The 20656-nt window shown below is 74.0% G+C and carries 26 protein-coding genes; 12 read left to right on the forward strand and 14 right to left on the reverse strand.

Annotation, left to right across the window (positions count from 1 at the left end; genetic code table 11):
• Nucleotides 1–5: 5 nt before the first annotated feature.
• The 4 genes from IF27_RS14285 to IF27_RS14295 form a co-directional block, all read right to left on the reverse strand.
• The gene (locus IF27_RS14285; protein WP_052849946.1) at nucleotides 6–569 is read right to left on the reverse strand and encodes a GNAT family N-acetyltransferase; all 564 of its coding nucleotides are present in this window, start codon (nucleotides 567–569) and stop codon (nucleotides 6–8) included.
• A gap of 206 nt (nucleotides 570–775) precedes the next feature.
• Nucleotides 776–1465: a GntR family transcriptional regulator gene (locus IF27_RS14290; RefSeq protein ID WP_263053841.1), complete on the reverse strand. Its 690-nt coding sequence runs from the start codon at nucleotides 1463–1465 to the stop codon at nucleotides 776–778.
• 279 nt (nucleotides 1466–1744) lie between these two features.
• Nucleotides 1745–1954 carry a DUF397 domain-containing protein gene (locus IF27_RS30305; protein ID WP_110945881.1) on the reverse strand — a complete coding sequence of 70 codons (210 nt, stop codon included), beginning with the start codon at nucleotides 1952–1954 and terminating at the stop codon, nucleotides 1745–1747.
• Nucleotides 1951–2826: a helix-turn-helix domain-containing protein gene (locus IF27_RS14295; RefSeq protein WP_052849947.1), complete on the reverse strand. Its 876-nt coding sequence runs from the start codon at nucleotides 2824–2826 to the stop codon at nucleotides 1951–1953. The genes IF27_RS30305 and IF27_RS14295 overlap by 4 nt, the downstream gene beginning before the upstream one ends.
• 432 nt (nucleotides 2827–3258) lie before the next feature.
• On the opposite strand from IF27_RS14295, the gene IF27_RS31075 reads away from it, so the two are divergent.
• Genes IF27_RS31075 through ligD form a run of 5 tightly spaced genes read left to right on the forward strand, consistent with a single transcriptional unit; the run spans nucleotide 3259 to nucleotide 6069 of the window.
• A complete protein-coding gene (locus IF27_RS31075) occupies nucleotides 3259–3666 on the forward strand; it encodes an ATP-binding protein (protein ID WP_190232953.1) in 408 nt (135 codons plus the stop codon).
• On the forward strand, nucleotides 3663–3893 hold the full coding sequence (locus IF27_RS14305) for a hypothetical protein (RefSeq protein WP_190232954.1): 231 nt from the start codon (nucleotides 3663–3665) through the stop codon (nucleotides 3891–3893). The genes IF27_RS31075 and IF27_RS14305 overlap by 4 nt, the downstream gene beginning before the upstream one ends.
• A gap of 32 nt (nucleotides 3894–3925) precedes the next feature.
• Nucleotides 3926–4054: a hypothetical protein gene (locus IF27_RS31835; protein ID WP_263053842.1), complete on the forward strand. Its 129-nt coding sequence runs from the start codon at nucleotides 3926–3928 to the stop codon at nucleotides 4052–4054.
• Nucleotides 4051–5019, forward strand: coding sequence for an SAM-dependent methyltransferase (locus IF27_RS14310; RefSeq protein ID WP_052849950.1), 969 nt, complete (start codon nucleotides 4051–4053; stop codon nucleotides 5017–5019). Before IF27_RS31835 ends, IF27_RS14310 begins: the two co-directional genes overlap by 4 nt.
• A 48-nt stretch (nucleotides 5020–5067) precedes the next feature.
• On the forward strand, nucleotides 5068–6069 hold the full coding sequence (ligD, locus tag IF27_RS14315) for a non-homologous end-joining DNA ligase (RefSeq protein WP_190232955.1): 1002 nt from the start codon (nucleotides 5068–5070) through the stop codon (nucleotides 6067–6069).
• Nucleotides 6070–6156: 87 nt separating this feature from the next.
• Here the strand turns inward: ligD and IF27_RS14320 are convergent, their stop codons facing one another.
• Nucleotides 6157–6687 (reverse strand): hypothetical protein, encoded by a 531-nt coding sequence (locus tag IF27_RS14320; protein WP_052849951.1) that lies wholly within the window; start codon nucleotides 6685–6687, stop codon nucleotides 6157–6159.
• Nucleotides 6680–8206, reverse strand: coding sequence for a tetratricopeptide repeat protein (locus IF27_RS14325; protein ID WP_190232956.1), 1527 nt, complete (start codon nucleotides 8204–8206; stop codon nucleotides 6680–6682). The genes IF27_RS14320 and IF27_RS14325 overlap by 8 nt, the downstream gene beginning before the upstream one ends.
• Before the next feature lie 303 nt (nucleotides 8207–8509).
• Here IF27_RS14325 and IF27_RS14330 point away from each other — a divergent pair, with 303 nt between their 5' ends.
• Nucleotides 8510–10168: a glycoside hydrolase family 13 protein gene (locus IF27_RS14330; RefSeq protein ID WP_110945885.1), complete on the forward strand. Its 1659-nt coding sequence runs from the start codon at nucleotides 8510–8512 to the stop codon at nucleotides 10166–10168.
• Nucleotides 10169–10237: 69 nt separating this feature from the next.
• A complete protein-coding gene (locus IF27_RS14335; protein WP_052849954.1) occupies nucleotides 10238–11662 on the forward strand; it encodes a dihydrolipoyl dehydrogenase family protein in 1425 nt (474 codons plus the stop codon).
• On the opposite strand, the gene IF27_RS14340 is transcribed toward IF27_RS14335, so the two are convergent.
• The 3 genes from IF27_RS14340 to IF27_RS14350 form a co-directional block, all read right to left on the reverse strand.
• Nucleotides 11644–12432, reverse strand: a complete 789-nt coding sequence (locus IF27_RS14340) for a phytanoyl-CoA dioxygenase family protein (protein WP_420822012.1) — start codon at nucleotides 12430–12432, stop codon at nucleotides 11644–11646. The two genes, IF27_RS14335 and IF27_RS14340, sit on opposite strands and share 19 nt — an antisense overlap.
• A 98-nt stretch (nucleotides 12433–12530) precedes the next feature.
• Nucleotides 12531–12956, reverse strand: coding sequence for a hypothetical protein (locus IF27_RS14345; RefSeq protein WP_190232957.1), 426 nt, complete (start codon nucleotides 12954–12956; stop codon nucleotides 12531–12533).
• Nucleotides 12957–13068: 112 nt separating this feature from the next.
• Nucleotides 13069–13827, reverse strand: a complete 759-nt coding sequence (locus tag IF27_RS14350) for an SDR family NAD(P)-dependent oxidoreductase (protein ID WP_052849957.1) — start codon at nucleotides 13825–13827, stop codon at nucleotides 13069–13071.
• Between the two features lie 106 nt (nucleotides 13828–13933).
• Between IF27_RS14350 and IF27_RS14355 the strand changes: the two genes are divergently transcribed.
• From IF27_RS14355 to IF27_RS14365, 3 genes are all read left to right on the forward strand, one after another.
• Entirely contained in the window at nucleotides 13934–14572 is a 639-nt protein-coding gene (locus tag IF27_RS14355) for a TetR/AcrR family transcriptional regulator (protein ID WP_052849958.1), read from the forward strand.
• 68 nt (nucleotides 14573–14640) lie between these two features.
• Nucleotides 14641–15216 carry a TetR/AcrR family transcriptional regulator gene (locus IF27_RS14360; protein ID WP_052849959.1) on the forward strand — a complete coding sequence of 192 codons (576 nt, stop codon included), beginning with the start codon at nucleotides 14641–14643 and terminating at the stop codon, nucleotides 15214–15216.
• 53 nt (nucleotides 15217–15269) lie between these two features.
• Nucleotides 15270–15884, forward strand: a complete 615-nt coding sequence (locus tag IF27_RS14365; RefSeq protein WP_052849960.1) for a DUF4865 family protein — start codon at nucleotides 15270–15272, stop codon at nucleotides 15882–15884.
• 65 nt (nucleotides 15885–15949) lie between these two features.
• Here the strand turns inward: IF27_RS14365 and IF27_RS14370 are convergent, their stop codons facing one another.
• On the reverse strand, nucleotides 15950–16345 hold the full coding sequence (locus IF27_RS14370) for a PPOX class F420-dependent oxidoreductase (protein WP_052849961.1): 396 nt from the start codon (nucleotides 16343–16345) through the stop codon (nucleotides 15950–15952).
• Nucleotides 16346–16739: 394 nt separating this feature from the next.
• Here IF27_RS14370 and IF27_RS14375 point away from each other — a divergent pair, with 394 nt between their 5' ends.
• Both IF27_RS14375 and IF27_RS14380 read left to right on the forward strand, forming a co-directional pair.
• On the forward strand, nucleotides 16740–17840 hold the full coding sequence (locus IF27_RS14375; RefSeq protein ID WP_052849962.1) for a DUF4241 domain-containing protein: 1101 nt from the start codon (nucleotides 16740–16742) through the stop codon (nucleotides 17838–17840).
• 99 nt (nucleotides 17841–17939) lie between these two features.
• Nucleotides 17940–18353 carry an RNA-binding S4 domain-containing protein gene (locus IF27_RS14380; protein WP_052849963.1) on the forward strand — a complete coding sequence of 138 codons (414 nt, stop codon included), beginning with the start codon at nucleotides 17940–17942 and terminating at the stop codon, nucleotides 18351–18353.
• A gap of 24 nt (nucleotides 18354–18377) precedes the next feature.
• Here the strand turns inward: IF27_RS14380 and IF27_RS14385 are convergent, their stop codons facing one another.
• From IF27_RS14385 to IF27_RS14400, 4 genes are all read right to left on the reverse strand, one after another.
• Nucleotides 18378–18686, reverse strand: a complete 309-nt coding sequence (locus tag IF27_RS14385) for a GNAT family N-acetyltransferase (protein ID WP_052849964.1) — start codon at nucleotides 18684–18686, stop codon at nucleotides 18378–18380.
• Between the two features lie 61 nt (nucleotides 18687–18747).
• Nucleotides 18748–19401, reverse strand: a complete 654-nt coding sequence (locus tag IF27_RS14390) for a DUF305 domain-containing protein (protein ID WP_052849965.1) — start codon at nucleotides 19399–19401, stop codon at nucleotides 18748–18750.
• Complete coding sequence (locus tag IF27_RS14395) at nucleotides 19398–20045, reverse strand: DUF3105 domain-containing protein (RefSeq protein ID WP_052849966.1); 648 nt, start codon at nucleotides 20043–20045, stop codon at nucleotides 19398–19400. The genes IF27_RS14390 and IF27_RS14395 overlap by 4 nt, the downstream gene beginning before the upstream one ends.
• Before the next feature lie 66 nt (nucleotides 20046–20111).
• The gene (locus tag IF27_RS14400) at nucleotides 20112–20504 is read right to left on the reverse strand and encodes a hypothetical protein (RefSeq protein ID WP_052849967.1); all 393 of its coding nucleotides are present in this window, start codon (nucleotides 20502–20504) and stop codon (nucleotides 20112–20114) included.
• Nucleotides 20505–20656 lie beyond the last annotated feature (152 nt).

The following is a 20656-nucleotide window of genomic DNA, read 5'->3' on the forward strand; positions in this document are numbered from 1 at the left end:
CGTCCTCAGGTTCTGGTGGTCGTGGTCGGGTGGGGATGTAGTTCTTTGAGCATCACGTCGTGCAGGGCGGCGCCGTCCCAGGGGTGGGCCCGGCCGACGATGCGGTAGCCCCAGGAGCGGTAGGCGGCCTGCGCGGGGGCGGCGTCGGGTCTCGCGTTCAGTAGAACGCGTTCCTCGGGGCCGTCGAGGAGGGCGTCGTGCAGTCGGCGGGCGACGCCTTGTCGCCGCCAGGTTGCCCGCACGGCCAGTTCGATCAGCCCGAAGGTCCGGCTCCCGGTCTCGCGGGACAGTTCCTCGGGGACGGGGGTGATCAGCCGTGCCCACCAGCCGGTGGCGGGGCTGAGCGGATAGCCGTACGCCATTGCGACCGGCTCGCCTCCGGCGGTGGTCGTTGCGAGAGCAGCGCGGAACGTGGGTTTCCGGACCTGGGAGCGGAACCGCCGCCGGTTCGCGGCGACATCGGCCGCCGTCTTGAGGTACGGCGGCTCGGCGAACGCCTCCGCGTAGACAGCCAGGATGGCGTCCTCGGCCGCAGCAGCCCCCGGCCCATCGAGCAACTCGACCTCCATCGACCCACTCCCTCCGCGCCAGGTGCCACGGTATCGACATGAGCCTGCGCCGTGGCGCGAGATGTACACCATCGCCACCCCATCAGGCGTACCCGATCCCCGCGCGGTGACCTAGCAGGTCCCTGTGCGGGACTGCACATCCATGCCGCGCTGGAAGCACAACGCAGGCCCGCACCTCTTGAAGTGCGGGCCTGAGTTGCGCGTGCTCAGCGCAACGGAGTGGACCAGCTCTGCACCGTCGAGCCGCTGACCACTTTCACCGCCACTTCCACGATCCGTCCGTCTTCGAGACAGACCGTGCGCACGACCTGCGTCACGATCACGCCGGGTCCACGCAGGCCGAGGGCGTCCTTCTCCGGATCGGTCGCCAGACGTGAGGTCACCTCTTCGACCACCCGGTCCTGCGGAGACCCGAGCCGCTCCGCAGCCAGTTCGCGGCTGCGCCCGGTGGATACGGGTTCCGCCAGCTCGGGGACCGCCGCGACCACGTCGGCGGTGTAGAACGAGGACGACGTGTGCACGGGCACGCCCTCTCGGCTGACCACCCGCCGTCGCACGTGCACAGGTGTTCCCTGCTCCACGCCCAGCCGGGGCGCGACCGTCTCGTCGGCCCCGGTGATGCCGATCTCGATGATGCGCGACTCCTCGCCCCTGCCCAGGGCGCGGCCGGTGGACGCGTCTGTGCGCACCCGTGTCGCGATCGTGGGGCTACCGGTGGCCACCACCGTTCCAGCCCCGGTGCTGGCATGGGTCAGCCCCTCCGCGCGCAGCGTGTTGTAGGCCCTCGTCGCCGTCGCGACCGAGACGTTCCAGGTCCCCCTCACCTCTCGGACAATCGGCAGCCGTTCCCCTGGCCGCAGCTCGCCGCTCGTGATCAGTCTGCGGAAGTGATCCACGATCTCTGCGTAACCAGCCATGCCCACTCCCTTGGTTGGCCTACTTCCTGTTTCTGCTTGCCCACAGTTCCCGGCAGAGCAAGCGAGACCAGGCATTCGAACAGAGAGACCTCACAATGTGCGCGTTCCGGCCGCGTGAACCGTTTCGCTGAGTTCACGGCGCCAAGGCGCGAGGTCTGCGTATGCAGTCGCGCTTCCAGTGCAGCATGGCGTGGGATCGAGCATGCCCAGATAGGTGGGCCCGGCCATCTCGGAACCCGGGCATACGCGTCGCATCGGTCAGTCGCCGGCGAGGGCAGTGATCAGCACGGCGAACTGTTGCCGGGAAAAGCGAAGATGTGGCCGGTCGGGAGTCTTGGAGTCGCGTACGGCCACCGCCTCGACGCCGGGCAGTACGGCGATCTCAACGCAGTTGCCCCCGGAACCGTCACTGAAGGTAGACCGGCGCCACACAGCGGGCGGCGGTGTGGATGTGCATGGGGTCGTCATCGCTGAATCTCTCGTGTGAGGTCGTGCAGAACTCGTGGGGTGTCCTCGGGCGGTAGAGCGGACCGGGTCATCGACTCGTACATACGCGTGTAGTGCGCGACGTCGCGCGGCCGGTCGGTGACAGAAGGGGTGCCACCGGCGTCCACCTGAACGACGCGGGGGAGGACGGGGCCGAGGTCCATCACAGTGAGGTCGTATGGAGTGATGTAGCCGCGTGTGGTCTGAGGGAGAACTTGGAAGGTCACGTGGTCCAGCGCCGCCAAGCGTGCGATTTCGGCGTACTGCTCGACCAGGATCTCGGGATCTCCGGGGCAGTAACGCAGGGCCGGTTCCCAGACGATGACGGACAACGCGAGCGGTTGGTCACCGAGAAGACGTACGGCCTTGCGGCGCATCCGCAGCTCGACGTTCCGCTCGCCGAACTCGCTGGTCACCTCATCGACCGGCCTGGCGAGCTGGTGGAGCGCACGGGCGTAGGTCTCGGTCTGCAGGAGGCCGGGGATCAGCATCGGGTGCCATGCCATTGCGGCGACGGCTGCGGACTCGATCCCGACGAATCGCGGCATGCCTGGTCGCATGACGCTGCGGTAACCGGCCCACCAGTCCTGGCTACGGGCTTCGCGCTGGACCCGCAGCAGCTCGTCCACGGTGTCGGGGTCGGTGACCTCGTAGCGGTCGAGCAGCTGCCGGAGCAGTTCGGCGGAGCGTAGGTCATGCAGGCCGGTTTCGATCCTCAGCAACTTGGTGTCGCTCAAGCGCGGTCGCAGTCCCTTGACGGCATCCTCGCGGGACATCCCGATGCGCTCGCGGAGGCGCCGCAGTTCGTAGCCGAGTTCAATCCGGCGGAGGGTGGGCCGGGTCGGTCCGGGCATGTTCTCTCCTCTCCGGCGTATCTGCGCGGCCGGTGGCCCTATCTGCGCAGTGTGACACGCCAACTGGTTGTCGCCACAGCCCAACTGCGTGCCGTGGCATGTGCCAATTCGGGACGCAGGGCTGAAGTCGTGAAGTTTCACTTGAAACTTCAGCGTTGCACAGGAGACCGTGGATGACGAGGCCGAATTGAGGCAGGCAGCATGGCTGTGCGCCCCTCCACGGCATCCTTCCCCCGCGAACGAGGCGATGGCGATGGCGAACTTCAGCAACCCACGACCCGCTGCCCCCCGAACCACCGATACACCCAGACACACGCCAGGTCCCGCAGGCATCACACACGCCGTGTCGCCTGCCGGGCTGCCGGTTCCGTCTCACCCGGAGGTGGGGGCGTGGTGAGCGGGGGCGGGCAGCAGGGGTGTTTGTTGCGGCAGGTGTCTGTGCCGTACGGGGTGCAGAGCGTGCCCGTGCTGCGGCGGCAGGTGCAAGTCACCCTGCGCGGCTGGGAGATGGCCGCCACGACCATCGGCGACGCCGCCGTCGTCGTGTCCGAGCTGGCGGCGAACGCCGTACGCCACGCCCTGCCCGTGCCCGGCGGGCTGATCGTCGCGCAGGTGTCCTGCGGCGCGGGCGACGCGATGCTGCGGGTCCTGGTCGTGGACGGGGCGCCGACCGCCCTGCCGCCGTCCTGCCCCGGGCTCTCCACGTCGGCCGACGCGGAGTGCGGGCGCGGCCTGGCGCTGATCACCGGGCTCTGTCTCGCGTGGGGCGTGGACGTCGGCGAGACGACGAAGTCGGTGTGGGCGCTGCTCCCCGCCATGCTCCGGGCGGAGGCCGGGTGAACGGCCCGTGGGTGTCGGGCCGAGGGGTGGTCCGGGAGGTGGCGGTGGCGCTGTCCGCCGCGCGGCGGTGCTGGCGCTGCGGCGCCGTGGACGGCGGCCTGGCCGTTCACGGCGAACTCGTCGGCGACGCGGGCCCCGTGCCGCTGTGGCTGTGCCGGGCCAGGTGCGCGCGGGAGTTGGAAGCGCTGTACCGGGACGCCGTGCGGCAGGGCGGGGGCACGGGGTGACGCGGCGGCCCGGACGCCGGAAGTGGTGGGCCGTGGCGTGGTGGACGGTGGGCGCGCTGGCCGGGGTGGGTCTGGTGGCGATGGCGGCCGGGATGGTCCTGGTCGCCCTGTTCGTACGGGCGATCGCCCGCGCGGATCGAGCGGATCAGGAGGAACGGTGACGACGAACGAGGACACGACGAGAGCGGGCGAGGACGTACCCGCCCGGTGGGAACGGACGTCCGCCCGGCTCGACGCGCTGCTCGACGGCGCCGCCGTGCGGCCGGGGAACGGCACGGGGGTGACGGCGGCGGACCGCGCCCGCCTGGAGGCCGCCCTCGCCGACCACCGGGCCGCACCGCCGGACGACGACGGGCCGACCGTGCGCGAGACCCTGACCGCCCCGTCCCGCGCACGGATCCGCGACCTGCTCCTCGGTGGCAAGGACCACTACGCCGTGGACCGCCTCGCCGCCGCCGAACTGGCCACCGCCTGGCCGGACATCGCCCACGCAGCCGCCGAACTGCGCGCGGCCGTCCACGCGGCCGCGCGGCACGCCGTGGGTGTGCTCGGCGTGCGGCAGGTCCTCGTCACGGACTACGGCTACCCGACCGCGAGCACGTCGGGCCCCGACCTGCACACCACCGTCCACCACGCCTCCCCCAGCGCCACCGTGGTGTACCTGGAGCCCGATCCCGTCGCCGCCGCCACGCTGCGCGCGTACGCCGAGCGTCCCGCCCGGCCGGGACACGGCGCCGTCGCCGTCGTACGCGCCGACCTCGCCGCCGACCCCGGCGCGGCGTTCGCCCGCGCGGTCGGTGACGGCGGCCTGGACCCCGGCCGACCGGTGTGCGTGCTGCTGCCGGAAGCCCTGGCCCGTAGCGGCGATCCCGGCCGGATCGCCCGCCTCCTCGCCCACGTGCTCGCCCCCGGCTCGCCGCTGCTCGCCGCCGCGCCGCCCGACCTGCCGCACGTCCGGCACGCCGCCGAGGCCGCCGCCCGTCACCTCCTCCCCTTCCACCCCCGCACCACTGCCGAACTGCGCGGCCTCCTCACCGACGCCGGGCTCACCTGCCCCGAACACGATCCCCTGCGGCCGGGCGGCGCCTGCGCCGTGGCCGCGCGCACGCCCGACGGCGACGGGTAGCGCGTGTCCTGCCGGGACCGGCGCGCGCGGGGGCGTGTACTGGGCGGCATGGCAGCAGGCATCCCCCAGGCGGTCCCGCCGATACTGGCCGTGGAGGGCGAACCGCCCACGGGCCCCTGGGCCTACGAGTACAAGTGGGACGGCTACCGCTGCTGCCTGGCCGTGTCCGCCGACGGCAAGGCCCGGCTGACCAGCCGCAACGGCAACGACTTCACGCCCGCCTACCCCGAGGTCGCGGGCGGCGCGGCCGAGGCGCTGGACGGGCGGGCCGCCGTCCTCGACGGCGAACTCGTCGCCCTCGGCGCGGGCGGGCGCCCCGACTTCGGGCAGCTGCAGCGACGCACCCGCCGCAACCCGGGCGCCCGGCTCCTCGCCGAGATCCCCGTCACCTTCTTCGCCTTCGACCTGCTCCGCCTCGCCTCACGCGACCTGACCGGGGCCCCGTGGACGGAGCGCCGCGCCGCCCTGGAGGCGCTGGGGCTCGACGGCCGGGGCGCGTTCGCCGTCCCGCCCGCCTACACCGGCGACGACGCGGACCCGGCACGCCTGGTCGAGGTGGCGCGCGGCAACGGCCTCGAAGGCATCGTCGCCAAGCGCCTCGACTCCCCCTACCTGCCCGGCAAACGGTCACGTCTGTGGGTGAAGAAGCCGCTGTTCGTGACGCGCGAGGTGATCGTCGGCGGCTGGCAGCCGGGCGAGGGGCACCGCGCGGGCAGGATCGGCTCGCTGCTGCTGGGCGCGTACGACGAGGAGGGCGCGCTGCGCTACATCGGGCACGTCGGGACGGGCTTCTCGGACGCGGCGCTGTCCGGTCTCGCGGACCGGTTGGAGCCGCTGGCGCGCGGCGGCAGCCCGTTCGACGAGCCGGTGCCGCGCGACCGCGCGCGCAAGGCCCGGTGGACGGCGCCCGAGGTGGTCGGCGAGGTGACGCACCGCACGTGGACGCGCGACGGGCGGCTGCGGCACGCGGCGTGGCGTGGCCTGCGCCCGGACCGGACGCCCGCGGAGATCGTCCTCGGCTCACCCCCGCTGCCGCCCCGGGAGCGGTGAGCCGCAGGTACGGACGGGGCGCCGCTCGTCCTGGCGAGTGCAGGACCCCGTGCCCCGAAGGGGCCCCGCCGGTGGTGCCCCGCGCGGTCAGCCGAGGACGCCGCCGAGCTGCTCACCGAGCGACGTCAGCTCGGTGACGGTGGGCAGAGCCGTCACGACGCCCGCCCACAGGGCCCTCAGCACGCCCCGGCGCGGGGTGTCCTCGGCCAGCTCGGCCGACAGGGCGTTGAAGTTCTCGGCGGCCTCCTCGTTCCCCGCCTCCTCGACGATCTCGGCGACGCGCGCGAGCGCCGCCTCCGTCTCCGGGCCGTGGGCGGAGCCGACGCGGTTGAGCGAGTTGGCGAGCAGGCTGCGGTTGATCACGGTCGCGCCCGCGCCGATGTTGCTGAACGAGTCGCCTGTCACGGTGGTCTCCTCCTTCTCCAGCCCGCTGCGGCTGGCGATGCTGACCTGGCTGTCCTCGATGTGGAAGATGGTCGCGACGCGCTCGCGGATCTCGGCCGCCTCCGGGGCGGTGCCGGGGCCCGCGCCGTCGGCCGAGGTGATCAGCTGGATGATGTCGAGCTGCTTCCTGATGATCTCGAAGATCACCGCGTGCTCGGCCTCCTGGTCAGCCATCGCCGCCCCCCTCCCCGCCCTCCCCGAGGGCGCGGGTCCTGGCGACGAGGTTGCGCGTCAGGAAATGGTCCTTCCCGAGCACGGCCCTGCTCACGTCCAGCGCGCGGTGGAGGGCGCGCGCCGCGTCGTCCTGCCGCCCCAGGCTCGCGTACACGTCCCCCAGGAGCGCGAGGACGCTGGCGATGTCGGGATGGTCGGGACCGAGGACCCTGTTGAGGGTGGCGAGGGCCCGTTCGAAGAGCGGCAGCGCCTGCGCCGCCCGCCCGAGCGTCAGATAGGCACCGGCGAGGTTGCTCAGCCGCAGCACCGCGTCCGGGTGGTCGGGGCCGAGCGCCGCCTCGCTGATGCGCAGCGCCCGCTCGAAGAGGGACAACGCCTCGTCCGTGCGCCCGAGCGTCTGATAGGCACCGGCGAGGTTGCTCAGCCGCACCGCGACGTCCGCGTGGTCGGGGCCGAGAGCCGCCTCGCTGATGCGCAGCGCCCGCTCGAACAACGGCAGCGCCTCCGCCGCGTGCCCCAGGTCCCGGTACGTCGCCGCGAGGTTGCCCAGGGCGGTGGCGACGTCCGGGTGCCGCGGCCCGTGGGCGTCCTCGCTGATGCGCAGCGCCCGCTCGAACAACGGCAGCGCCTCCGCCGTACGCCCCAGGTCACGGTAGGTCGCCGCGAGATTGGCGAGCCGCACGGCCACGTCCGCGTGCCCGGGGCCGAGCACGGCCTCGGTGATGCGCAGGGCGCGTTCCTCCAGCGGCAGCGCCTCCGCCGACCGCCCGAGGGCGTCGTACGTCGCGGCGAGGTTCCCCAGCCGCACCGCCACGCTCGGGTGGCGCGGGCCGAGCGCCGCCTCGGTGATGCGCAGGGCGCGTTCCTCCAGCGGCAGCGCCTCCGCCGGGCGGCCGAGGGCGTAGTACGTGGCGGCGAGGTTCCCCAGCCGCACCGCGACGTCCGCGTGGTCGGGGCCGAGCGCCGCCTCGCTGATGCGCAGCGCCCGCTCGAACAACGGCAACGCCTCCGCCGTACGCCCCAGGTCACGGTAGGCGGCGGCAAGGTTCCCCAGCCGCACCGCCACGCTCGGGTCGTCGGGGCCGAGCGCCGCCTCGCTGACGCGCAGCGCCCGCTCGAACAACGGCAACGCCTCCGCCGTACGCCCCAGGTCACGGTAGGTCGCGGCGAGATTGCTCAGCCGCAGGGCGTAGGCGGGGTGCTCGGTGCCCAGCGCCGCGACGACGATGCCGAGCGCCCGCTGCTCGTACGGCAGCGCGTCGCCGACCCGCCCCGCCTCGCGGTAATTCGCCGCGAGCGTGCCGAGGGCGGCGGCCACGTCGGGATGGTCGGGGCCCAGCGTCTCGGACAGGCGGCGGACCTCCTCCTCGTCGCGGCCGAGGTGGTGCGCGCCGTGCTGGTACGTGATGTTGAAGTGGCTGTCGCCGGTGACGACCTGTCCGATGTTGACCGACGCCTGGATGGCGTGCTGGTACGGTCCGCCGCGCCGCGCGCCGCTGTCCGGTTCGTCGTTGCCCACGGGCACCCCCCTGTCCCCGGTCCCCACCGGGGGCGTCCATCGTACGGAGCACGGGCCCGCCGGGGCAGGTGAACGGCGCGATACGGGGAAACCGTCCGGGGTGGCGGCCGTTCGGTTACGCTGGCCGGGTGACCTGCGGGAACCGATCGTTCCCGGCAGCGTCCGCATGTCTTCCCCCGGGGAAGGGCCCCGCGCGTCCATCCCGGCGGAGGCCCGCCCGGGACGGCGGCGCCCTCCGCGCCGGGCCGGGGCCCGTGCCGATCGCGGCACCGCCGCATCCGTTCGTCTTCCCGAGAGGTCACCGTGACGCACACCACCACGGCGGACTGGTGGCGCGAGTCCGTCGTCTACCAGATCTACGTCCCGAGCTTCGCCGACTCCGACGGCGACGGCATCGGCGACCTGCGGGGCATAGCCGGGCGGCTGGACCACGTGGCCGAGCTGGGCGCCGACGCCGTGTGGCTCACGCCGTTCTACCCCTCGCCCTGGGCCGACGCGGGCTACGACGTGGCCGACCCGCGGGACGTCGATCCCCGGCACGGCACGCTGGACGACTTCCGCGAGCTGCTGGCCCGCGCGCACGCCCTGGGCCTGCGCGTGATCATCGACGTCGTGCCGAACCACCTCTCCGACCGGCACCCCTGGTTCGCCGAGGCCCTGGCGTCGCCGCCGGGATCGGCGGCGCGGGACCGGTTCGTCTTCCGCGACGGGCGCGGCGCGGACGGGGAGCTGCCCCCGGCGGACTGGCAGTCGAAGTTCGGCGGCCCGGCCTGGACGCGCGTGCCGGACGGGCAGTGGTACATGCACATCTTCGCCGCCGAGCAGCCCGACCTGAACTGGGAGAACGGCGACGTCTGGGCCGACTTCGAGAAGACGCTGCGGTTCTGGCTCGACATGGGCGTGGACGGCTTCCGCATCGACGTGGCGCACGGCCTGCGCAAGGACCTCACGCCGCCGCTGCGCGACACGCACGGCAGCGACACGGCGCCGCTGAACGCGCCGCCCGAGGGCGACGACCACCCGTTCTGGGACCGCGACGAGGTGCACGAGGTGTACCGCGCCTGGCGGAAGATCACCGACTCGTACGCGCCGCCGCGCGTGACCGTCGCCGAGGCGGGCGTCAGCGCCCACCGGCTGCCGCTGTACACGCGGCCCGACGAGCTGCACCAGGCGTTCAACTTCTTCTTCCTGCGCTGTCCGTGGGACGCGGCGGCCTTCCGCGAGGTCATCGACACCTCGCTCGCCGAGGCGGGCTCGGTCGGCGCCCTGCCGACGTGGGTCCTGTCCAACCACGACGTGATGCGCCACCTGACCCGCTACGCGCTGCCGTCCGGCACCGACCACCGCGCCTGGCTGACGGCCGGTGGCGAGGACCCGCCGCCCGACGTGGCGGCCGGGGAGCTGCGCGCACGGTCCGCCGCGCTGCTGACCTTGGCGCTGCCGGGCACCAGCTACCTCTACCAGGGCGAGGAACTGGGCCTTCCCGAGGTCACGGACCTGCCGGAGGCGGCGCTGCGCGACCCGATGTGGGAGCGGACGGGGCACCGCGTGCGCGGGCGCGACGGCTGCCGCGTGCCGATGCCGTGGACGACGGACGGGCCGTCGTACGGCTTCGGTCCCGGCGCCGCCGCCTGGCTGCCGCAGCCCGCCGGGTGGGGCGAGCGGTCCGTGGCCGCGCAGCGCGGGCGGCCGGGGTCGTTCCACGAGCTGTACCGCGAGGCGCTGCGGCTGCGGCGCGCGGCGCGGGGCGACGTGTCGTTCGCCTGGCTCCCGGCGCGGCCGGGCGAGCTGGCGTTCCGCAAGGGCGCGGCGCTGGTGTGCCGCGTGAACTTCGGGGACGCGCCGCTGCCCCTGCCCGCCGGGGAACGCGTCGTGCTGGCCGCAGGGCCGCTCACGCCGGACGGGGCCCTGCCGCCCGACACCGCCGTTTGGCTTGCACCGGAGGTGTCCGGGGCATCCTGACCGCCGTGTCCCGGGGCCGCCTCGCCTACGGTGGGGGCGGTTCGTCGGCTGGTGGAGGAGATCTTTCTGATGAGCGACAGCGGCAGCGGCAGCAACGAGTACGACGTCATCGTCATCGGGGCGGGACCGGTCGGGGAGAACGTCGCCGACCGCACGAGCGCCGCCGGACTGCGCACGGTGGTCGTGGAGCGCGAACTGGTCGGCGGCGAGTGCTCGTACTGGGCGTGCATCCCGAGCAAGGCGCTGCTGCGGTCGTCCGCCGCGCTGGACGCGGCCAAGGCCGTCGGCGGCGCCCGTGAGGCGGTCGGGGACGGCCGGCTCGACGCGGCCGCGGTGCTGGAGCGGCGCACCTCGTTCACCAGCGACTGGAAGGACGACGGGCAGGTCTCGTGGCTGGAGTCGGCCGGGATCGAGCTGATCCGCGGCGACGCCAGGCTGAGCGGGCCGCGCACGGTCGTGGTGAACGGCGAGGAGTACCGGGCGCGGCACGCCGTGGCGGTCTGCCCCGGCAGCGACCCGCGGCTGCCCAGCCTCCCGGGGCTGGACGAGGCGCGGCCGTGGACGAGCCGCGAGGCGACGTCGGCCCGTACGGTGCCGGGGCGGCTGGCGATCGTCGGCGGCGGGGTCGTCGGCGCCGAGATGGCGGCGGCGTGGAGCGCGCTCGGCTCGGAGGTGACGCTGCTGCTGCGCGGCGAGCGGCCGTTGCCGCGCATGGAGCCGTTCGCCGGTGACCTGGTGGCGGAGGGCCTTGCGGCGCGGGGCGTGGACGTGCGGACGGGGACGTCCGTGACCGAGCTGCGCAGGCCGGACCCCGACGGCCCCGTGACGCTGGTCCTGGACGGCGACAAGGGCGAACTGGTCGCGGACGAGGTGCTGTTCACGACCGGCCGCAGCCCGCGTACCGGGGACATCGGCCTGGAGACGGTCGGTCTCGAACCGGGCTCCTGGCTGATCGTGGACGACACGCTGCTGGTGGACGGCGTCGAGGGCGGGTGGCTGTACGCGGTGGGGGACGTCAACCACCGGGCGCTGCTGACGCATCAGGGCAAGTACCAGGCGCGGATCGCGGGCGAGGCGATCGCGGCGCGGGCGCAGGGCCGTCCGGTGACGGTCGCGGCGACGGCGGACGCGACGGCCGTGCCGCAGGTCGTGTTCACCGAGCCCGAGGTGGCGTCGGTCGGCCTGACCGCAGAGGCGGCGCAGAAGACGGGCCGCCGCGTCCGCGCCGTGGACTACGACCTGGGCTCCGTCTCGGGCGCCGCGCTGCACGCGGACGGCTACAAGGGCAGGGCCAGGATGGTCGTGGACGAGGAGCGGCGGACGCTGGTCGGCGTGACGTTCACCGGGCCGGGAGTCGGCGAGCTGCTGCACGCGGCGACGATCGCCGTGGCGGCCGAGGTGCCGGTCGAGCGGCTGTGGCACGCCGTCCCGGCGTTCCCGACGATGAGCGAGATCTGGCTGCGCCTGCTGGAGACCTACCGCGACGGCTCCTGAGCCGCCCGCCCGCCGGGCGCGCCGAGCCCGTCGAGCACGGCGCGTTCGACGGGCGTGGGCGCGGCACCCGACAGGTCGAGTTCCCCGACCGGCACGAGCGGCGGCTGCGCCATGAGGCGCGGCACGCGGCCCCGGTGCGGCTGCGCGGCGTGGACGAGGAACGGGTGGCACAGGTGGACGTCGCCGATGCCGCCGGTGGCGAGCGTGACGGGGCGGTGCGCGCTGGCCGGTACGGCGTCGGCGCACAGCTCGTCCCACGGCCGTCCCGCCTCGCCCGCGCCCGCCAGCAGCGGCGGGACGTCCCGGTGGGAGCCGCTGCGGATGCGGGTGGGGGCGTCGTCGGGGCCGACGTCGGAGAAGAGGAACAGCATCAGCAGCGCCCGGCCGCGTGAGGCGAGGCTGACGCGGTACTCCCCCGCGTCGCCGGCGAAGCTCGCCTCCAGGTGCCAGCCGTCGTCGCCCGGCGGCTCGTCGCTCGGGAAGCGGACGGGGAAGGTGCCGAGGCCCTGCGGCGCGATCCAGCGCCCTGGGCCGGCCAGCTGGTCGAACGCCTCGTGCAGCGCCGGGGAGTTGGCCGCCTCGCGGAACGGCGGGGTGGCGAAGCCGCCGAGCCGGACGACGGGCCGCGTCCAGGTGGCCGGGTCGTCGGGGTCGCACCCGGTGGCCGCCCACAGCTCGTCGCGGCAGCGCTCGGCGACCGCGCGCGGCACGGCGCCGTCGAGACGGAGGTGCCCGTCCCGTACGAACGCCTCGATCTGCGCCTCCGACAGCACGCGCCTCTCCCCTCACCCGATGGCCAGGGACCGAGGGTCACGCGCCAACTGCCGCCGCCGCAACCGGTTTTGACGCGGGGCGGCGGGGGCGGGCGTCAGCCGTCGAGGAAGGGGGAGCAGAGGGCCTCGGTCTGCGCGTCCCAGTCCTCCTCGTAGGAGCGGGCGAGTTCGCAGAAGAGCCGGAGGGCGTCCTCGGCGGCCGAGCCGTCGGACGCGTCGGGCGTCGGCGTGTCGTCCTCCGGGTCCGGCTCGGTGGACGGGTCCTGCGGCGTGCCGGGCACGGAGCCGGAGGCGCCGGGCCGTGGGTCGTTGCCGCCGAGGCCCGTGTCGTCCGGCTGCGGGTCGGTCAGCCCCTCGTCGGGCGAGGGCTCGGTGATGCCGGAGTCGGGCTGGGGGACGGCGTCGGACGACGCGGAGGCGCCGCCGTCCGGGCCCTGCGGCCCGCCGTCGCCACCGCCGCAGGCCGCGGTGCCCAGCAGGACCACCGTCACCAGACCCCATGTCCGTAGGCGCGTGTGCATTCCGTCCTCCGCCCGGATCGGCTCGCTGTGCGCCCTCACTCTGTCAGACGGCCCCCCGGGATCGACCGCCCCCCGCGCCACTCCCGTCACAGGACGGGCGGGTGCGCCGCCGCTACGCGTTCGCCCCCGCGTCCACGGTGATCGCCGCGCCGGTGATGCCGCGCCCGCCTGGGCCGGCCAGGTGGGCGACGGTGGCGGCGATGTCGTCCGGCTCCAGGTAGCGGCCCAGGGCGGTGAGGGCGCGTTCGGCGTCGGCCTCGGGGGCGGACGCGGGGTTCATGTCCGTGTCGGTCGAGCCGGGGTGGACGACGTTGGCCGTGATGCCGCGCGGGCCCAACTCCCGGGCGAGCGCCCGGGTCAGGCCGGAGAGCGCCGACTTGGTCATGGCGTACAGGGCGATGCCGGGGAAATGGGCGCGTTCGGTCAGGTTGCTGCCGATGCTGATGATGCGTCCGCCCTCGGGGAGATGGGGGACGGCGGCCTGCGCCGCGACGAACGCGGCGCGGACGTGGACGTTCAGCGCGCGGTCGAGTTCTTCGGCGGTGACGTCCTCGACGGGGCCCATCGGGGCGACGCCCGCGTTGTTGACGAGGATGTCCAGGCGGCCGAACGCGGCGACCGTCCGCTCCACGGCTGCGGTCACGGCCCGCGGGTCGGCGGAGTCGGCGCGGATCGCGAGACCGCGACGCCCGGCGGCCTCGACGTCGGCGAGCACGGCGGCCGCCCGCTCCGCCCCGGCGGCGCTGACGTGGGTGAAGGCCACGTCGGCCCCCTCGCGCGCCAGCCGCCGGACGATGGCGGCGCCTATGCCCCTGCTTCCGCCCGTCACCAGGGCGGTGGTGCCGGTGAGCACGCCTGACGGCTCGTTCATGGGGGTGCCTCATTTCTGTGTCGGTCAGCACAGAAATCTTGCACCTGGCCGACGCCGCACGTCAAGGCATATGTTTGACGAGCGACACAGAAAGGCGGTGGGACGGATGACCACGGCGGCACGGCCCGGCGGACGGCCACGGGGACGCCCCAGGGGCTTCGACCGCGGCGCGGCACTCGCCCGCGCGATGGAGGTCTTCTGGGCGCTGGGCTACGAGGGCGCGACGATGGGCGAGCTGACCACGGCCATGGGCATCAACTCCCCCAGCCTGTACGCCGCCTTCGGCTCGAAGGAGGAGCTGTTCCGCGAGGCCGTCGCGCTGTACGACGCCACGGAGGGCACGGCCGTCACCCGCGCCCTGAGCGAGGAGCCCACGGCGCGGGCGGCCGTCGCCACGGTGCTGCGCGAGACCGCCCGCGCCTGCACCGAGCCCGGCAGGCCCACCGGCTGCATGATCGTCGTCGCCGCGCTGAACTGCTCGCAGGCCAACTCCCCCGCCCGCGACTTCCTCTCCGGGTGGCGGCGCGAGGGCGACGAGGCACTGACCCGGCGGCTGGAACAGGGCGTCCGTGACGGCGACGTCCCCGCGGGCACCGACACGGCGGCGGCCTCCGCGTTCCTCGGCGCCGTCCTGCACGGCATGTCCATCCGCGCCCGCGACGGCGCCACCCGCGCCGAACTGGAGCGCACGGCCGAGACCACCCTGACCGCCTGGGACGTGCTGTACGGGGCGGAGCGGCCGTAGGGCTCCGGGAGCACCCGACCACAGCAGCCGCACCCCGACTGTACCTACTGGTATGTACACTCAGCCGCATGAGCACCGCGGAACGCCTCGTCGAGAGCACCAGGGAACTGCTGTGGGAGCGGGGCTACGCCGCCACCAGCCCCAAGGCCATCCAGCAGCGGGCCGGGGCCGGGCAGGGCAGCATGTACCACCACTTCACGGGCAAGCACGACCTCGCGCTCGCCGCGCTCACCCGCACCGCCGAGGAGATGCGCGCCAAGGCCGAGGCGCAGTTCTCCGCCCCTGGCGGCGCCGCGGAGCGGATCGACGCGTACCTGCGCCGCGAGCGTGACGTCCTCAAGGGCTGCCCCGTCGGCGGCCTCACCCAGGACGCGGACCTCATGGCCGACCCCGCCCTGCGCGCCCCCGTCCAGGAGACCCTCGCCTGGCTGCGCGGGCGTCTCGCCGAGGTGCTGGAGCAGGGGCGTGCGAGCGGCGAACTGGCCGCCGCGCTCGACCCGCAGGCCACCGCGGCGACGATCGTCGCGGTGCTCCAGGGCGGCTACGTGCTGGCCCGCGCCGCCGACTCCGCGGCCCCGTTCGACCAGGCGATCACCGGGGTCCTCGGGCTGCTGGCCGCGCACACCACGACCGCCGACGCGTGACGGAAGCTTCCCCCGTCGCGTCTCTCGTCCGCCCCAGAAAGGCACCACGCCCCATGTACGCCATGCAGTACGAGATCACCCTGCCCGCCGACTACGACATGGGAATCATCCGCAGGCGGGTGGCCGCCGGAGGGCACGCCCTCGACGACCGCGCCGGACTGGCCCTCAAGGCGTACGGCATCCGTGAGCGCGGCATCGACGGCTCGCCGGTCAACCAGTACGCGCCCTTCTACCTGTGGAACGACACCGGCGCGATGGCCCGTTTCCTCTTCGGCGGCGGCGGATTCCAGAACATCGTCCGCGACTTCGGGCGGCCCGCCGTCCACCAGTGGACCGGGATCGCCTGCCACGCGGGACCGGCCCGCGCGGCGTTCCCCAAGGCGGCGTCGCGCCGCCTCACCTCCCTCCCTGCCGACCCCGACACCGGCGCCGACGGGCTCGGCCTGAGCACCGCGGTCGAACGGGAGGTGGAGGAACTGCACGGCATCGCCCGCCGCGACGACGTGCACACCGTCGCCCTGGCCCTCGACCCGCGGTCCTGGCAGCTGATGCGGTTCGTCCTGTGGGAGGACACCGTGGCGGCGGACGAGGCGGCCACCGAACGCTACGAGGTGCTGCACCTGTCCGCTCCAGGCGCGGCCCGCCTCCCGGAGGGACGGGCCTGGTGAGGCCCGTCCCGGACGCCTGACGTCCCGGCACCGCGGCCGTCCGGGCGGGCACGCGTCCATGAAGCTCAGAGGGAGAATCCCGTGACCTTCCGCGGGGTCACCCGGACGATCAGCCGGAGCACGTCGTCCGGCTCGGCGGGCGGGTCCTCGCCCAGGTATTTCCGGGAGAGCGTGCGCGGCAGTGACTTCTCCGGGTCGTCGATCAGTTCGGCCGTGCCACGGATGTCCACGGACCGGTACGGGTCCGCGACGTCGAACACCGTGAGGCTGACGCGTGGGTCCCGCGCGAGATTCCGCGCCTTCTGGCGCCCGGCCGTCGTGGAGAACACCACCGTGTCCCCCTCCCTGGCGATCCAGACCACGGAGGTCTGCGGCCCGCCGTCGCGGTTCAGCGTCGCGACGGTGGCGAAGTTCCTCCCGTCGAGCAGCCTGCGTATCTCCTCGGTGAACAGCTCTGACACGGCCTCGCCCCTCTGGTCGGCACTCCTCGGACCACTCCGTGCACAGAACCGCGGCGACGGCCGGATGCTTCCCGCGCCCGCGCACCGGGCCTGTGGACAACCCTTCGCCTACCGTGCGGAGTTGGCGGCTGCGGGGCTCGGAACACGTGACGGCGGGGACGCGTCACCGCAGGTCACGGGGGCTCCCACGAACGTCTGTGTCAGACCCCGGTGCCAGACTGGCGGCACGACAGAGCGTCGGCAGGGCAGGGGCGCGGGGGTGACCCGTCGCGTGCCACTGCTCGGGGATGACGGGTGCCACGGAAGGGGATGCGCGGCTGTGAAGTTCAACAGTCTCGATGTGTCGTACGGAGAGTTGTGGGGTCCCCATCGGGGAACGACCCATCCGGACCCGATGTCGAGCGCGCTGGCGGCACGCAAGCACGCCGCCGGGATCGACTACGCGGTTCTGCTGTCCACCCGGGAACGACCGCTGGCAGTGGTCGAGTACTGGCCGGGCCGGATGTGGCGCGTGTACATGTACGACGACAGGTCCTGGCGCATGCAGACGATCGACTTCACACCGCACGGCACGGGGCAGTTGCTGGCTCGGCGGAACACCCGATGGCAGTTCTCCGGCGAGCAGGAGTACGCGTACGGGAAGTGGGATGTCCAGGAGACCACGACCGTCTCGCCCGACGGGCTGGTCGAGGTGAAGTCCGAGCTCGCCGGGCCGAGCGGCGCGGCGACGGAGCCACCGCACGTGCGACGGTTCACGGCGCCCGTCGAGGGCTTCCTCTGCCCCGCACCGGAGTTCGGGGACTGGCAGGTGTTCGTGCCGTTCCTCGCGCAGCAGGGCCACGAGCCCGCCGCGGACGTGGTCCTGAACGACGTGTCGGTGGACGAGGGGTCGGGACCGCTGCGCGCCACCGGGATCGAGCGGCTGTTCACCCCGGGGTCGTGCGCAACGCCTGAGGGTCCGGCCGCCGTCGAGCCCGTTGACGCCGGCGTGCTGCGGATTCCGTCGGGGCAGCTGGTGATCTCGGACCCCGGCTGGATCGACGAGACCCCACGGGCCGTCGCCGTGCCACCGGGCGAGTACCCGGTCACGCTGTCGCTCCTGCGCACGGTACACGGGGCCGATGTCGCCGCGGCCAGGGTGACGTTCCTGGACACCCCGCCCCACGCGTGGGAGATGGCCCTGCTGCCCGACGAGGACATGGAGCTGCTCGGCGAGGGCCAGTTCTACGGGGTCGGCGTGGACACCGGCACAGCGGCTTTCCTCGACGCGACCAGGACGGTGGCCGAGGACATACTGGACGAGAACGTGTTCCTCCCCCTCAACAGCCGTGTCAGCGTCGAGCTGCCCGGCACGGGGACCGAGCCGAACGTCATCGCCTTCCGCGCGGGCGAGGGCGACGGGTCCTACCCCGTCTGGATCGGCCGCACCGAGGACGGACAGGTCGGTAGCGTCGTCATCGACTTCCAGCTGCATTCCGCCGACGGGGAGGAGTGAGCAGCCGCCGCCCGTCGCCGCGGGGCCGCACCGCCCGGGACCTGGGCACGGAAGGCGGTCCTGGACCGCACCCGCCGGGCAGGGCCTAGAGTCGCCTGTATGGCCGTGCCAGAGAACCGTCCCCGCCCCGAGCCGGGGCACACCGAGCAGAGCACCGTGCGCGTGGACAGCTGGATCTGGTCCGTCCGGCTCGCCAAGACCCGCTCCCAGGCGGCCACCGCCTGCCGGGGCGGGCACGTGCGGATCAACGACGAGCGGGCCAAGCCCGCGCAGCACGTACGGGTCGGCGACGAGGTGCGGGTGCGGCAGGGCGAGCGGGAGCGGATCGTCGTGGTCAAGCGCCTGCTGAGCAAGCGCGTCGGCGCCCCCGTGGCCGTCGAGTGCTATCTCGACAACAGCCCGCCGCCCCCGCCCCGCGTCGAGGCCCCCGCCCCCGCCGGGCTGCGGGACCGGGGCACGGGACGGCCGACGAAGCGGGAGCGCCGCCAGGTGGACCGGCTGCGCGGCCTGTGACCGCTCCGGGCGGCCGGGGCGCCGTCAGTCGGAGGCGCTGCTCCCCGGCCGGAAGGTGAGGTCGTCGTACTCGGGGTGGCGCGTCAGCCAGTCGGTGAGGAAGGGGCAGACGACGAGCGCCCGCAGGCCACGGCGCCGCGTGTCCTCCATGGCGGCGCGGGCCAGCGACCCGCCGATGCCGCGGCCCTCGTACTCGGGGCGCACCTCGGTGTGCGGGTAGACGGCGAGCCGGTCGTCCCGCAGGTGGTCGGCGAAGCCCGCGACCACGCCCGTGTCGTCGTCCGTGGCCTCGAAGCGGCCCGCGTCCTCGTTGTCCGTGACGGTGATGCCCATCGGGCCATCGTCCCGCCGGGGGCGGCGGCGCGCATCCCGGCGCGGCGCCGCCCCCCACGGGTCAGTCGGCGGGCGGCGGCGCGGCGCCGCGGGCCGTCAGGAGATCCGTCATGAGCCCGATCTCCGACTCCTGGGCCGCCGCCATCCCGGCGGCGAGGTCCCGGATCTCGTCCGTCGAGGCCAGCTCGGCACCCGCCTCGGCCATCTCGACACCGGCGCGGTGGTGCACCGTCATCAGTTCGAGGAACAGCACCTCGGCGTCACGGCCCGAGGCGGCCCGCAGCTCGTCGAGCTGCGCGTCGGTGGCCATGCCGGGCATGAGGGCACCGTCCGGCGCCTCGTGCGCCCCGTGACCACCCTCGGACATCTCAGCCATCCAGCCCATCGGCGCGCCGCCCGACGCCACGGGCGCGTCCCAGCTGCGCAGCCAGCCGAGCATCATGCCGCGCTGGTTGGCCTGCGTGTTGATGATGTCGTACGCGAGCAGCCGCACCTCCTCGTCGTCGGTGCGGTCGCGGACGAGGAACGACATCTCCACCGCCTGCTGGTGGTGGATCGCCATGTCCTGGGCGAAGCCGACGTCCGCCGAGTCCGCCGCCGGGACCGAGGGCCCCGAGTCGGCGCGGGCGAACGCCGCGAGGGCGACGAGCAGCAGCGCGGCGACGGCGGCCAGGCCGCTCGCCGCCGTCAGCCACCGGCGGCCGAGCGCCGTCACTGCCCGATCCCGCCGGTGCACGCGGCGCCCGGCTCAGGGGTCTGCGGGCCCGAGACGTACGCCTCAAGGAACTCGTCGATGCGCTCGTCGTCGGCGCTGTCCAGGCCGAGCTGGTGGCCCCAGGCGGTGAGCGTGATGGGGCTCTCCTGGTCGGCGACCGGGCTCAGCAGGGTGTAGGGGGTGGAGGAGACGCGCTCGCTCAGCGACTCGACGTCGCCCTCGGCGGCCGAGTCGTTGTAGGTGATCCAGACGGCGCCGTGCTCCAGGGAGTGGACGGCGTTCTCGTTCGGGATCGCCTCGGTGTAGACGTCGCCGTCGCAGTTCATCCACGCCTGGTTGTGGTTGCCGCCGACCGGCGGGGTCTGCGGGTAGTCCACGGTCTCCTGGACGTGGTCGCGGCCGAGGTCGGAGTAGACCTCCTCGCCCTGCACGTTGGCGGCGTCGGCGGCCGGGGTCTCGTCGTCGCCGCCGGTCGTGGCGACGAGCCAGGCGCCGCCGCCGACGATGGCGGCGAGGAGGACCACGACGGCGACGATCGTGATCGTGCGGTTGCGGCGGTCGCGCGCCTGCTCCAGGCGGCGCGCCTCGGCTATCTTGGCGCGGCGGTCGGCGGCGGGCCCGCGCTTCGTCTTGTTGGTGCCCATGGGGAAGTCCTTGTCACGGGTGGGTGGGTCGGGTGGGTACGTCGGCGGATGGCACGGGACTTCCCGTCACGTCCTGTGGACCTGGAGCCGGTGGAGGTCCACCGCGGGCGTGGCGTCGTGCACGGGCCCGGTGACGCGGCCCTCGGCGACCGGCCGCACGGCGGGCGGCGGCGGGTCCTGCGGGGGGACGTGCAGCGCGACGGGGCCGGGCAGGACCGGGCTGACCGCCGCCCTGGGGGTGCCGTGACAGGTGTCGGCCGGGTCCTCGTAGGCGTCGAGCGGCTCGGCCCGTGTGCTGGCGGGCGGCTGCCCGGCGGCGCTGTGCCCCGCGGCGTCCGCGGCCGGTGTGCACAGGCCGAAGGCGCACAGCAGGGTGACGAGGACGAGCAGGCAGCGGGCGGCGACGGTACCGGCCGTCCGGCCGTCCGTCCCACCGTGTCCGTCACCTGTTCGGCTCATCGACGGTCATCGTACTCATGGGCGATCTCCAGGGAACCTGTGCCGACCGCACCCGTCCGGACACGCAGCGGTTCCGGTCCTCGCGGGGGCCGGAAAGGACCGGATCGGTGCGGGATTGAACCACCCGGGGCATCTCCCGCGTCCTTCCCGAG

The sequence above is a fragment of the Streptomyces avicenniae genome, assembly GCF_000719135.1.
In the GTDB taxonomy this organism is placed as follows: Bacteria; Actinomycetota; Actinomycetes; order Streptomycetales; family Streptomycetaceae; genus Streptomyces; species Streptomyces avicenniae.